Consider the following 12,655-nt stretch of genomic DNA (forward strand, 5'->3'; position numbering starts at 1 on the left):
TGGAGTGCGATTCTAGCGCGCCAGCCATTGCCGTACCCGCTGCTCGGCCTGGCGCAACAGCTCCAGCAACCGCGCATCGCCCGCCAGCTCGCCCCACAGCACGCGATCTTCGGCGAAGGCGCGCAAGGGATCGTCGCTCGACAGCATGGCGTGCACCGCCGCCGGGTCGAACAGGCCATCCTGATAGGCATAGGGCAAGGCATCGGCATGCCAGCGTTGCAGGAACACGAAGAACAGCGCCGGCAGCATGGCCGTGGCCAGCGGTTCGCGCCCGGCCGCCAGGCTTTGTTCGATGGTGGGGCGGATGAAACCGGGGATCTTCGAATAGCCATCGGCGGCCACGCGCTGGTTGGTGTCCTCGATGGCCGGATTGCCGAAGCGCGCCAGCGTGGTGTCGCGGTAGGCCGCCAGGTCGAGCGGGCTGGGCGTGAGGCAGGCAATCACGTCCTGCGTGACGTACTCGGCGGCCATGTCGCGGATGTCGTCGCGCAACGTGCCTTCATGGATGTATTGCAGCCCGACCAGGGTGCCGGCCCAGGCGATGCAGCTGTGGCTGGCGTTGAGGATGCGGATCTTCGCTTCTTCATACGGCAGCACCGACGCCACCATCTCGACGCCGACCTGTTCCAGCGCCGGGCGACCAGCCTTGAAGTCATCTTCGACCACCCATTGGATGAACGATTCACCCATCAGGGCGCAGGGATCGTCGATGCCGGTGGCAGCCTTGACGCGTTCCCGCACGGCCGGCGTCGGGCGCGGCGTGATGCGGTCGACCATGGCATTGGGACAGCTGGTGAATTTTTCCACCCAACCCGCCAATGCCGATTCGCCGCGCAACGCCAGAAACTCCAGCAGGCCGGCCCGGAATCGTTCGCCGTTGTGGCGCAGGTTGTCGCAGTTGAGCAGGGTCAGCGGCGCCTGGCCGCCGTCCTTGCTGCGCGCATGCAGGATGGCGCCGATGGCGCCGTAGATGGTGCGCGGACGGCCGCTGCCATCCAGACTGCATTGCAGGTCGGCGGCCAGATCGGGGTTGGCGGGGTCGAGCCGGTGACGATGGTCCAGGTAGTAGCCGCCTTCGGTCACGGTGAACGAAATGATGCGGGTGCCGGCGGCGGCGCCGACGGCGATCAGCTCGGCCAGTTGCTCGCTCCAGGGCACGATGCGATCGATGACCTCGATGCGCTGGTAGCTGCGCTGGCCTTCAGGGGTGACCGTCTCCAGCGTGTAGTCGCCGTCCTGGCGCGCCAGCGCATCGAGCAATTCGCTCATGTCGGCGCGGATGTTGGCCAGCGCCAGGCGCCAGGGGCCGGCCAGGCCCTGCTGGCGCAGGCGATCGAGGTAGACCGCCTGGTGGGCGCGGTGGAACGAACCGGCGCCGATATGCAGCCAGGTCAGGTCGTCGGGTGAACTTGTCATTGGCGGTCCTTCATTGTCTTATTGGGTCACGTGGGCCGGCGAACTCACCTGGGGCAGGCGTGGCAGGGCCAGTCCGTCGGCAGTAAACAAATGGCAGCGATTGGCCGGCGCGCCCAGCTCGAGCACACTGCCGTGCGCCGGATCGACGCTGTCCGGCACGCGCAGGATCAGGCCGTCGTCGGCGCCCTCGCAGCTGGCGTAGAGATAGGAAAAATCGCCCAGCAACTCGCGCGCCGCAAACTGCGCGCGCAACGCCCCCTGCCCTTCGACCTGCAGCAGGTGCTCGGGCCGCACGCCCAGCGTGACCGGCGCGCCGACGGCCAGCAGGCTGCCATCGACGCTGACCAGTTGCTGGCCGCCACCGGCCAGTTGCACCAGCACGCCATCGGCGCCGATGGCGCTCACGCTGGCGTCGATGAAGTTCATCTTGGGCGAACCGATGAAACCGGCCACGAAGCGGTTGGCCGGGTGATGGTAGAGCTGCTGGGGCGAACCGACCTGTTCGATCCGGCCTTCCGACAGCACCACGATCTTGTCGGCCAGCGTCATGGCTTCGATCTGGTCGTGAGTCACGTAGATCATGGTGGTCTTGAGATCCTGGTGCAGGCGCGCGAACTCGAGTCGCATCTTCACCCGCAACGCCGCATCCAGGTTGGACAGGGGCTCGTCGAACAGGAACACGCTGGGCTGGCGCGTGATGGCGCGGCCGATCGCCACCCGCTGGCGCTGGCCGCCCGAAAGCGCGCGCGGCTTGCGGTCGAGCAGGTGATCGATATGCAGGATCCTGGCGGCGTGCTGCACGGCGCTATCGATCTCGGCCTTGGACTTGCCGGCAATCTTGAGACCGAAGGCCATGTTGTCGTACAGGCTCATGTGCGGGTACAGCGCATAGGACTGGAACACCATCGCCACGCCACGCTTGGCGGCCGGGATGTGGTTCATGCGGCGCGCACCGATATCGAGCTCGCCGTCGCTGATCTCTTCCAGGCCGGCGATCATGCGCAACAAGGTCGACTTGCCGCAGCCGGAGGGGCCGACGAAGACCACGAACTCGCCGTCCTCGATTTCCAGGTTGATGTCGCGCATGACTTCCTGGCTCTCGTAGCGCTTGGCCAGGTTGCGGATGCTTACTGCTGCCATATCAATCTCCTTGGGACGAACGCACCGCAGGCCTTTTGGGACGATGCGTTCTGGGTGTTCAACGCAACCAGATCAGTTCCGAAATCAGTTGCGGAAAAAGTTTCATGTCGTCGAAGGTGCGCGCAGCACCGGCCTGCATCAGTTGCTGCGCCATGGCCTTGCGGTCATGCGCCACGCCGGTAAAGCCGAGCACATGCATGCCGGCCGCGACCGCTGCCCGCACCCCGGTGATGCTGTCGTCGACCGCCACGCAACGCGCCGGATCGACGCCGAAGCCCGCTGCTGCAGCCAGGTAGACGTCGGGCGCCGGCTTGGGCCGGGCCACCTCATGACCACTGAAGATACGGCCCTCGAACTGGGCATACAGGCCGCACCGGCGCAACCCGGCTTCGATGCGGGCGCTTTCGCTGTTGCTGGCCACCGCGCGCGGCAGCCGGATCATGTCCAGCGCTTGCGCTACGCCCGGCACCGGCTCGGCCAGGTCGCCGCAGCCCTGGGCCACCACTACCTTGATCTGTTCGCGCTGCTGCGCCGTGAGGCCAAAGGCAAACTCGACATCGACTTCATCCAGCAGCAGATCGGTGTACATGCCCAGGCGATTGGCGATGGCATGGTGCAAGCCGGCACTGCGGGCCTGTTCTTCTTCCTCGCCCTGGGCCAGGGTCGGCAACAGCGGCAGCAGTTCACGGTGCAAAATGCGCAGCGCGATGCTTTCGCTGTCGAGCAACACGCCGTCGCAGTCGCAGACCAGGTGGGTGATCGGTTGCCGCTGCATCATCACTTGACCGCCCCGAACGTGAGGCCACGCACCAGTTGCTTTTGCGCCAGCCAGCCGAGCGCCATGATGGGCGCGATGGCCAGCAGCGAAGCGGCCGACAGCTTGGCCCAGAACAGCCCCTCGGGGTTCGAGTACGAGGCGATGAACACCGTCAGCGGTGCGGCGTTGACGCTGGACAGGTTGAGGCTCCAGAAGGCTTCGTTCCACGACAGGATGACCAGCAGCAAGGCGGTCGAGGCCAGCCCCGGCATGGCCGTGGGCAGCAGCAGGTAGATCATCTCCTGCCAGGCATTGGCGCCGTCGATGCGGGCCGCCTCCAGGATTTCGCGCGGTACGTCATTGAAGTAGGTGTAGGCCATCCATACCGCAATGGGCAGGTTGATCAGCGTATAGACCAGCGTCAGCCCGGTAACCGTATCGAGCAGCCCGCTGCCCTTGGCCAGCAGGTAGATCGGGATCAGCACGCCGACAGCCGGCATCATCTTGGTCGACAGCATCCACAGCAGCAGCTTCTGCGTGCGTTTGGTGGGAAAGAAGGCCATCGAGTACGCGGCCGGCACCGCCAGCAGCAGACTCAGCAAGGTCGAGCCGAGCGAGACGATGAGCGAATTCTGCACGAAGGCCAGGTAATTGCTGCGGCTGAACACTTCACGGAAGGTGTCCAGCGTCGGCATGAACAGCAGGCTCGGCGTATAGGCCTGCTGTTCGGTCTTGAAGGCCGTGATCGCCACCCAGAAGATCGGGAAGAACAGGAGCAAGGCGCAGGTCCAGGCCAGTACGCCCACCCACCAGGGGCTTTGTCGTTGATCGTTCATGCTTCGTTGGCCCCTTTCAGATTGCGCGCCAGCATGCGCACCAGGAAGAACGACACCACATTGGCCAGCACCACGGCAAAGATGCCGCCGGCGGACGCGATGCCGATATCGAATTGCTGCAGACCGATGGCGTACACCAGGTAGGTCAGGTTGGTGGTGGCGGTGCCCGGGCCGCCGGCGGTGGTGGTGAAGATCTCGGCGAAGATCGACAGCAGGAAAATGGTCTCGATCATGATCACCACCGTGATGGCGCGCTTGAGGTGCGGCAGCACGATGTAGAAGAAGATGCGCAGCGGGCCGGCGCCGTCGAGCTGGGCCGCCTCTTTCTGGTCATTGTCGAGCGACTGCAATGCGGTCAGCAGGATCAGGAAGGCGAACGGTATCCACTGCCAGGACACGATGATGATCACCGACAGCATCGGGTATTGGGCCAGCCAGTCGATCGGTTCCAGCCCCAGGTGGCGCATGACGAACGCCAGCATGCCGTAGACCGGATGCATGATCATGTTCTTCCAGATCAGGGCGGCCACGGTGGGCATCACGAAGAACGGGCCGATCACCAGCAGGCGGGCGATGCCACGCCCCCGAAACGGTTGGTCGAACAGCACCGCCAGCAGCGTGCCGCCGATGACGCTCACCACCAGCACCGAGCCGATCAGCAACGCGGTGTTGCCGATCGATGGCCAGAAAGCCGGGTCTTCCAGCAGGAAACTGTAGTTTTCCAGGCCGACGAAACCGGTCTGGTCGGGCGCCATCAGGTTGTAGCGATTGACCGAGAAATAGATGGTCATGGCCAGCGGCACGATCATCCATGCCAGCAGGATCAGCACTGACGGCGCCTGCAACAGGCGAATCGGATTCAGGCGTGGCCGCGGCGGGGCGAGCGTGGCCTTGGGGGCAGAAGCGGGACGCTTGCTGGACATGGTGACGGAATGGGAAGAATGAATCGATGACATGGCAGCCTCGGGTGGATTGACCAATGCGCGGCCAATACAAGACCACGATACCGACCGCCACGCCCCTCCGAACAATCCGGACGGGCGCGGCAGAACTGCTTACTTCAGGTAGCGCCCCTGGCGCATCATCCGCACCGCCTGGGCCTGGGAGGCTTCCAGCGCGGCGTCGGCCGTGCCCTTGCCCGCCAGCGCGCCGGCAATCGCCTGCCCGGTCACGGTGCCGATCGACTGGAACTCGGGGATGGTGGCGAACTGCACACCGGTATAGGGCACCGGCTTGACGGTCGGCTTGTTGGCGTCGGCGGTCTGGATCGCATCGAGCACGAAGTCGGAGAACGGCGACACCTTCTTGTACTCGGCCGAGGCGTAGGTCGACTGACGGGTGCCAGGTGGCACCAGCGCCCAACCGCTATCCTTGGCGACCAGGTTGATGTACTCCTTGGAGGTGGCCCAGGCGGCGAACTTCTTGGCCGCTTCCTGCGACTTGGACGACTTGGGCACCGCCAGCGACCAGATCCACAACCAGTGCGAGCCGCGATCGGTCTCGGCCATCGGCGCCGGGGCAAAGGCGGTCTTGTCGGCTACCTTGGAATCCTTGCCGTGATACAGCATGCCGGCGGCCACCGTGGCGTCGACCCACATGCCGCACTTGCCGCTGGAGAACAGCACCAGGTTTTCGTTGAAGCCGTTCGAGCTCGATCCAGGCGGCCCGTACTTGCGCAGCAGGTCGACATAGAAGTTGACCGCCTTCTTCCATTCGGGCGTGGTCAATTGCGGCTGCCATTTCTCGTCGAACCAGCGACCGCCCCAGGCATTGGCCATGGTGGTGACGATGGCCATGTTCTCGCCCCAACCGGCGCGACCGCGCAGGCAGATGCCGTACACGCCCTTGGCCGGGTCATGCAATTGCGCGGCCAGCTTGCCGATGTCTTCCCAGGTCGGCTTTTGCGGCATGCTCAGCTTCTTCTGCTCGAACAGGTCGCGCCGATAGTAGGTCATTGAGCTCTCGGCATAGAACGGCAGCGCATAGAGCTTGCCGTCGACCGTCAATCCTTCGCGCACCGGCTTGATCAGGTCGGCTTCGTCATAGTCGGCCGGCAAGCCGCTCATCGGCGCCAGCCAGCCCTTCTTGGCCCAGATCGGCGCCTCGTAGGCGCCGATGGTCATCAGGTCGAACTGACCGCTGTTGGTGGCGATGTCGGTGGTCAGGCGCTGCCGCAGCACGCTCTCTTCCATCGTCACCCAGCGCAGCTTGATGTCGGGATTGGCCTTCTCGAACTGCGGTGCCAGCTTCTGCAGTTCGATCATGTCGGGATTGTTGATCGAGGCGATATTGATGGTGACCGGCTCGGCTTGCGCCAGGCCGCTCGCCGCAGCGGTGGTAAGGCCGGCAGTGATGCAGGCGGAACGCAGGAAAGCCGTGAGGCCCGAACGTCGACGGACGAGGGGCCGGGGCGCGATGGTGTGCATGCTTGTCTCCGTAGTTATGTGTCGTATCCGCCTGATGGCGTGATCGACTGGTTTTGAGCTTTTACTGTTTTCGCGAGCAAATAATCAAGTATCCTTCCGGACTTGTCAAGCATTTGCATTCTGATTGAGCAATTGCCCAAATCAGGCTTCATCACATGCAAAAACTCGCCGTAGAATGATGGTCACATTACAAACAGACATGCCGCCGATCAGGGGCGCTTAAGGAGAACATGTCAACTGCTGCATCCAAACTCGACCTGGCGGCCCGCGCCGCCTGGATGTACTACGTGGCAGGCAATACCCAGAACGAGATCGCCGAGCGGCTCGGCATCTCGCGCCAGATGGCGCAGCGCATGGTGGCCCATGCAGGCGCCGCCAATCTTGTGAAGGTGCGGATCACGCATCCGGTATCGTCCTGCCTGGAACTGGCGCAGGGCCTGCAGCAACGCTATGGACTCGATACCTGCCGCGTGGTGCCGGGCGCCGGCGGCGGCGACAATCCGCATGAGGCGCAAGAGGTGCAGCAGATGCTGGCCGTGGCTGGCGCCGAGCTGATGGAGCAATATCTTGGCACCGAGACCCCGCTGGTGGTCAATGTCGGTTCCGGGCGCACGCTCAAGGCGGCCATCGAAAAGCTCGACGACATCGCCCGCCCGCAGCACCAGATCGTCTCGATGATCGGCGCCTTCGCCTCGGACGGCTCGGCCAATCGCTACGACGTGGCGCTGCAGGCGGCCGAAAAATTGCAGGCGCGCTTCTACCTGCTGCCGGCGCCACGTGTGGCCGAAAGCGAAAGCGACCGCCAGCAGTGGTGCAATCACCGCGCCTACAAGATCGTCAGCGGCCTGGCCGAACGCGCCGATGTCACCTTCCTCGGCATCGGCACCATCGCGCTGCAGGGGGCGATGCACGAAGACGGCTTCATCGACGCCCAGGAAGTGCTGCAATTGCAGCAGCAAGGTGCGGTGGGTGAATTGATCTGCCATGCCTTCGATCGCGACGGCAACCTGCTGCGTTCGCCGCTGTCGGCGCGCATCACCACGCCGCCGCTGGCAGTACACCCGAAGCGTCCGGTGATCGCCCTGGCCGGCGGCAGCAAGAAGGCTGAAGCAGTGCGCGCCGCGCTGCGCGGCGGCTGGCTGACCGGGCTGGTGACCGACGAGGCCTGCGCCCGTCATGCGCTCGACCTGAACTGAATTGAAAACCGGCCATTGGCCCTGACCGTTTGACGAAAGCCCCGGATGACCCACGCTGCCCGATTTGTCGTTTTTGGTGAAGCACTGACCGATTTCATTCGCCAGCCCGATGGCCAGTGGCGCGCCATCGCCGGTGGCGCCTGCTGGAACGTGGCGCGCGCAGCAGCCCGACTGGGCGTGCCCACCGGCTATGCCGGCAGCGTCAGCACCGATGTCTTCGGGCAAGAGCTGTATGCCCTCACCCGCGAAGCCGGGCTCGACATGCGCTTCACCCAGCAAGTGGCCAAGGCGCCGTTGCTGGCGATGGTGACCTCAACCACCCCGCCCGATTATTTCTTCATCGGCGACGATAGCGCCGACCTGCATTTCGACCCGACCCGGCTGCCGCCGGACTGGCTCGATGAGGTGCAGGTCCTGCATTTCGGCTGCATCAGCCTGGCCCGCGAACCGCTGGCGCAGCGGCTGCTGCAGGTGGCACGCGTGGCCTCGCAGGCAGGCCGCAAGATCGCCTTCGATCCCAACTGGCGCAAGCTGATGGATAACCCGGGCTATCGTCCGCTGCTGCGCGAGCTGCTGTCGCTGTCGCACTATGTGAAGGTGTCGGATGAAGACTTGAGCCGCCTGTTCGCCAGCGATCCGACGCCACTGGCCACCTTGCAGGCCATGGCGCCCCAGGCCGAGATCCTGCTGACGCTGGGCGCGCAGGGCATGCAGTGGATCAAGGACGGGCAGGTGCTGCTGCAGCCGGCCTATGCGGTGAAGGTGATCGACACCGTGGGTTGCGGCGACGCCTCGATGGGCGGCTGGATCGCCAGCCTGCTGCGCCAGCCACAGGCGCCGGCCCAGGCGCACCTGCAATGTGCGGCCGCCGGCGCCGCGCTGGCAGCGGCGCGCGCCGGCGCCTATGCCGCCACCTGGGACGAAGTGCAAGCCTTGATCCAGCGCGGCCACTCGCATTAACAGATAACTAAACGATGACTGATCGTGTTGGCGGTCAACCGGAATGACGCTGGGCCGTTTGTCGGGAGTCGCCCGTAAATCGAGGGATAGGGGCGGCCTCCGACTTACTCCAACACAACAACGATCATGTCCGAAGCCACCGAACACCTGGAACACGCCGAGCACGCGCACGCGTCCGGCAACAAGAAGCTCGCCTTGCTCATCGCCATCCTGGCGCTGGTGCTGGCCGTCACCGAAACCCTGAGCAAGTCCTACCAGACCGAAGTCATCCTGAAGCATCAGGAGGCGGCCAACCTGTGGGCGTTCTTCCAGGCAAAATCGATCCGCGGCAACAGTGCGCAACTGGCCAAGACCCAACTGAGCCTGCTGGGCGACGCCAAGGATGAACGCGTGCGCGCGGCCATCGCCAAGCTCGATGATGCGGTGGCGCATTATGACGACGACGAGAAGTCGGGCGAAGGCAAGAAGCAGCTAGCCCACAAGGCCCGCGACGCCGAGCACGAAGCGCACGCCTACATGGAAAAATACGAGAAGCTGGAGATGGCGGCCGGCATGCTGCAAGTGGCGATCGTGCTGGCCTCGGCCACCATCATCACCGCCGTGGGCATGCTGGCCTGGCTGTCGATGGGCATCGGCGTGGTGGCGCTGGGCTTTGTGGCGATGGGTATTATCGGCGCGGTCTGAGGCGGGCAAGACAAGAAGACGCTGGGTCCTGACTTTCGTCAGGACGACGAGGCATTAGTCATTTCCCGTCGTCCCTGCGAAGGCAGGGACCCAGCGTCTTTACTCAAACTAAACCTTATCGAGCTTGGCGATCGACAGATCCAGCAACTTCATCCCGAACTTGCCGAAGTTGATGTGCGCGCGGGTCGCGCCGCCACCGCCTTCGATATTGACGATCACCCCTTCGCCGAACTTGGCATGCGCCACGTTCTGGCCGATGCGCCAACCCGAATCCGGACGCGAGAAATTCTGCGCAATGCGGTTGTTGCCCGACTCGGGCGCCTCGTCCCAGGCCGCCTTGGGCGAGGCGAACCAGCTGCGTTCCTGCAGCTTGGGCGAGAGCCACTTGAGCGATTCTTCGGGCAACTCCGCCAGAAAGCGCGAACGCAGGTTGTAGCGAGTCTGGCCATGCAACATGCGGGTCTGCGAAAAGGTCATGAACAGGCGCTTGCGGGCGCGCGTGATGGCCACATACATCAAGCGGCGCTCTTCCTCGACGCCGCCGTCTTCCTTGGCGCTGTTCTCGTGCGGGAACAAACCCTCTTCCATGCCGGTGATGAACACCGCATCGAACTCCAGCCCCTTGGCCGAGTGCACCGTCATCAACTGCAAGGCGTCCTGGCCAGCCTGCGCCTGGTTGTCGCCCGCTTCCAGCGAGGCATGCGACAGGAAAGCCGACAACGGCGACATGATGGTCACCAGCGGCGCATCGGCATCGATCACCTGTATGCCATCGGATGAACCGATGGCCTCGCCGGCGCTGGCCTGCGCCTGTGGGCCCAGGAAGGCCGGCGCATCCAGGCCATAGCCCTCTTCCGAGACGAACAAGGTAGCCGCGCTGACCAGCTGCTCCAGGTTTTCGATGCGGTCGGCGCCTTCCTTCTCGTTGCGGTAATGCGCGATCAGGCCCGAGCGATCCAGCACCACGTTGACCGTCTCCGGCAGCGGCAGCTGCTGGGTCTCGAAACGCGCGCCCTCGATCAGGTTGATGAAGGCGTTCAGGGACGAGCCGGCCTTGCCGGCCACATAGGGCACCGCCGCGTAGAGCGAGCAACCCTGCTGGCGCGCCGCATCCTGCAACTGCTCCATGGCCTTGGCGCCGATGCCGCGCGTGGGGAAGTTCACCACCCGCAGGAAGGCCGAATCGTTGTGCAGGTTATCCATCAACTGCAGGTAGGCGATGGCGTGCTTGATTTCGGCGCGCTCGAAGAAGCGCTGGCCGCCGTACACGCGATACGGAATGGCCGAACTGAAGAGCGCGTGCTCCAGCACCCGCGACTGGGCGTTGGAGCGGTACAGCAGCGCAATCTCGCTGCGGCTCCAGCCTTCGGCGATCAGGTCCTTGACCTGCTCGATGATCCATTGCGCCTCTTGCAGGTCGCTGCTCGATTCGTACACCCGCACCTGTTCGCCATGGCCGGCGTCGGTACGCAGGTTCTTGCCCAGGCGGCCGCTGTTGTTGGCGATCAGCATGTTGGCCGCATCCAGGATGTGGCCATGCGAACGATAGTTCTGCTCGAGCTTGATCAGGTTCTCGACCCGGAACTCGCGCTCGAACGAAGTCATGTTGCCCACATTGGCGCCGCGGAAAGCGTAGATGCTCTGGTCGTCGTCGCCCACGGCGAACACCGCCGCGCCACCGCGCTCGGGGCCAGCCAGCAGCTTGAGCCACTTGTATTGCAGGTCGTTGGTATCCTGGAACTCGTCGACCAGGATGTGGCGAAAGCGCGCCTGGTAATGCTCGCGCAGCGGCTGGTTGCGGCTCAGCAATTCGTAGGTGCGCAACAGCAGCTCGGCGAAATCGACCACGCCTTCGCGCTGGCACTGCTGGTCGTACAGTTCGTAGAGTTCGACGAACTTGCGGTTGTAGTCGTCGTGGGCCTCGACATCCTGCGCCCGCAGTCCCTGGTCCTTGGCGCTGTTGATGAAGTACATCAGGTTACGCGCCGGATACTTGTCGTCATCCACATTCATCGCCTTGAGCAGGCGCTTGATGGCAGAGAGCTGGTCTTGCGAATCGAGGATCTGGAAGGTCTGCGGCAGCGCTGCATCCTTGTGATGCGCGCGCAGCAGCCGGTTGCACAGGCCGTGGAAGGTACCGATCCACATGCCGCGGGTATTGATGGGCAGCATCGCCGACAAGCGCGTGGTCATTTCCTTGGCGGCCTTGTTGGTGAAGGTCACCGCCAGGATGCCCGCAGGCGACACTTGCTGGGTCTGGATCAGCCAGGCGATGCGCGTGGTCAGCACCCGGGTCTTGCCGGAACCGGCGCCGGCCAGGATCAGCGCCGACTGCGCCGGCAATGTCACGGCAGCAAGCTGCTCGTCGTTGAGATTGTGGAGAAGGTTTTGCATGGCGCACATTATACGGCCACGGCCCCTTCAGGCTGAGCCCGACCGGCCTGCACGTTCGGCCGCACGCGGCAGGCAGGTCCAGCCTGCTGCGCCGACGGCCAGGTCCGAGAAACCGGTAAATCTCAAACAAATCTGAATCCGCAATGCGACCGCTTGCGCTAATCTTCTTCGTTTCCGCCGTCCATGCCTGTCATTGCTCACTCGCGCCCATCATGATGCCCATGCTTCCCCTGTCCCGCCTGATCACGCTCTGCTCCTTCCTGCTGGCGCCCCTGATGATCGTCGCCTGCGCCTCTGCGCCGCCCAGCGCCCTGCGTTCCAACGTCCGCCAGTTGCTGTCGCTGCAGAAGTCGCGACTGGACGTCGCCGCCACCGTGGCGCGCAGCAAATGGAATTCGGGCGCACCGATCGACGACCCGGCGCGCGAGCGCATCATCCTTGACGAAGTCGCCAGGCAGGCGCGCGGCATGGGGCTCGACGAACAATGGAGCCGCCGTTTCTTCCAGGACCAGTTCGATGCCGGCAAGGTGGTGCAACGCGACCTGCATCGCCAGTGGCGGCAAGAACAGCGTCCGCCGTTTGCCAATCCGCCCGATCTTGGGCTTGAAGTGCGTCCTGTGCTGGACCGGCTCACGCCCGAAATCCTGACCGCGATGACGCCACTGCAAGGCCGCCAATGCGATCCTTCGGTAATGCGCGCGCTCCAGGAACTGACACCCGAGATCCTGGGCGACGCCTATTCGCCTCCGGTGCAAAGCAAGGCGATCGACGCATTGCGATGTGATTAAAGCCCCGCCGGCCAAACACCCCATTGTCATTTCGACATCGTCGCGCAAATACGACCAA

10 protein-coding genes and 1 pseudogene are annotated in these 12,655 nt (G+C 64.2%); 4 read left to right on the forward strand and 7 right to left on the reverse strand.

Features of this window, described 5'->3' with window-relative positions:
- Nucleotides 1–12 precede the first annotated feature (12 nt).
- The 6 genes and pseudogenes from dalD to LBW87_RS09530 all read right to left on the reverse strand — a co-directional run bounded on the left by dalD (nucleotide 13) and on the right by LBW87_RS09530 (nucleotide 6,575).
- Complete coding sequence (gene dalD, locus LBW87_RS09505) at nucleotides 13–1,416, reverse strand: D-arabinitol 4-dehydrogenase (protein ID WP_225201202.1); 1,404 nt, start codon at nucleotides 1,414–1,416, stop codon at nucleotides 13–15.
- A gap of 18 nt (nucleotides 1,417–1,434) precedes the next feature.
- On the reverse strand, nucleotides 1,435–2,556 hold the full coding sequence (locus tag LBW87_RS09510) for an ABC transporter ATP-binding protein (protein ID WP_225201203.1): 1,122 nt from the start codon (nucleotides 2,554–2,556) through the stop codon (nucleotides 1,435–1,437).
- A 58-nt stretch (nucleotides 2,557–2,614) separates the two neighbouring features.
- The gene (locus LBW87_RS09515; RefSeq protein WP_225201204.1) at nucleotides 2,615–3,334 is read right to left on the reverse strand and encodes an HAD-IA family hydrolase; all 720 of its coding nucleotides are present in this window, start codon (nucleotides 3,332–3,334) and stop codon (nucleotides 2,615–2,617) included.
- Nucleotides 3,334–4,116, reverse strand: a pseudogene (locus tag LBW87_RS09520) (carbohydrate ABC transporter permease); the annotation flags it as partial. The gene LBW87_RS09515 and the pseudogene LBW87_RS09520, both read right to left, overlap by 1 nt.
- 29 nt (nucleotides 4,117–4,145) lie before the next feature.
- Complete coding sequence (locus LBW87_RS09525; protein WP_413927636.1) at nucleotides 4,146–5,072, reverse strand: carbohydrate ABC transporter permease; 927 nt, start codon at nucleotides 5,070–5,072, stop codon at nucleotides 4,146–4,148.
- Between the two features lie 132 nt (nucleotides 5,073–5,204).
- Complete coding sequence (locus tag LBW87_RS09530; RefSeq protein WP_225201207.1) at nucleotides 5,205–6,575, reverse strand: ABC transporter substrate-binding protein; 1,371 nt, start codon at nucleotides 6,573–6,575, stop codon at nucleotides 5,205–5,207.
- 230 nt (nucleotides 6,576–6,805) lie between these two features.
- On the opposite strand from LBW87_RS09530, the gene LBW87_RS09535 reads away from it, so the two are divergent.
- From LBW87_RS09535 to LBW87_RS09545, 3 genes are all read left to right on the forward strand, one after another.
- A complete protein-coding gene (locus LBW87_RS09535; RefSeq protein ID WP_225201208.1) occupies nucleotides 6,806–7,771 on the forward strand; it encodes a sugar-binding transcriptional regulator in 966 nt (321 codons plus the stop codon).
- A 45-nt stretch (nucleotides 7,772–7,816) separates the two neighbouring features.
- Nucleotides 7,817–8,731, forward strand: a complete 915-nt coding sequence (locus LBW87_RS09540; RefSeq protein ID WP_225201209.1) for a carbohydrate kinase family protein — start codon at nucleotides 7,817–7,819, stop codon at nucleotides 8,729–8,731.
- A gap of 126 nt (nucleotides 8,732–8,857) precedes the next feature.
- A complete protein-coding gene (locus LBW87_RS09545; protein WP_225201210.1) occupies nucleotides 8,858–9,415 on the forward strand; it encodes a DUF4337 domain-containing protein in 558 nt (185 codons plus the stop codon).
- 108 nt (nucleotides 9,416–9,523) lie between these two features.
- Here LBW87_RS09545 and LBW87_RS09550 read toward each other — a convergent pair whose 3' ends face one another.
- Nucleotides 9,524–11,809: a UvrD-helicase domain-containing protein gene (locus LBW87_RS09550; RefSeq protein ID WP_225201211.1), complete on the reverse strand. Its 2,286-nt coding sequence runs from the start codon at nucleotides 11,807–11,809 to the stop codon at nucleotides 9,524–9,526.
- Between the two features lie 221 nt (nucleotides 11,810–12,030).
- Between LBW87_RS09550 and aroQ the strand changes: the two genes are divergently transcribed.
- Nucleotides 12,031–12,597: a gamma subclass chorismate mutase AroQ gene (gene aroQ / locus LBW87_RS09555; protein WP_225201212.1), complete on the forward strand. Its 567-nt coding sequence runs from the start codon at nucleotides 12,031–12,033 to the stop codon at nucleotides 12,595–12,597.
- Nucleotides 12,598–12,655 lie beyond the last annotated feature (58 nt).

It is taken from the genome of Herbaspirillum sp. alder98, from assembly GCF_020179755.1.
GTDB lineage: Bacteria > Pseudomonadota > Gammaproteobacteria > Burkholderiales > Burkholderiaceae_D > Herbaspirillum.

Coding starts and splice junctions, on each gene's coding strand:
- LBW87_RS09550 (WP_225201211.1), bottom strand. CDS start 11,809: ATGCAAAACCTTCTCCACAATCTCAACGACGAGCAGCTTGCTGCCGTG.
- LBW87_RS09515 (WP_225201204.1), bottom strand. CDS start 3,334: ATGATGCAGCGGCAACCGATCACCCACCTGGTCTGCGACTGCGACGGC.
- LBW87_RS09525 (WP_413927636.1), bottom strand. CDS start 5,072: ATGTCCAGCAAGCGTCCCGCTTCTGCCCCCAAGGCCACGCTCGCCCCG.
- dalD (WP_225201202.1), bottom strand. CDS start 1,416: ATGACAAGTTCACCCGACGACCTGACCTGGCTGCATATCGGCGCCGGT.
- LBW87_RS09545 (WP_225201210.1), top strand. CDS start 8,858: ATGTCCGAAGCCACCGAACACCTGGAACACGCCGAGCACGCGCACGCG.
- LBW87_RS09510 (WP_225201203.1), bottom strand. CDS start 2,556: ATGGCAGCAGTAAGCATCCGCAACCTGGCCAAGCGCTACGAGAGCCAG.
- aroQ (WP_225201212.1), top strand. CDS start 12,031: ATGCTTCCCCTGTCCCGCCTGATCACGCTCTGCTCCTTCCTGCTGGCG.
- LBW87_RS09535 (WP_225201208.1), top strand. CDS start 6,806: ATGTCAACTGCTGCATCCAAACTCGACCTGGCGGCCCGCGCCGCCTGG.
- LBW87_RS09540 (WP_225201209.1), top strand. CDS start 7,817: ATGACCCACGCTGCCCGATTTGTCGTTTTTGGTGAAGCACTGACCGAT.
- LBW87_RS09530 (WP_225201207.1), bottom strand. CDS start 6,575: ATGCACACCATCGCGCCCCGGCCCCTCGTCCGTCGACGTTCGGGCCTC.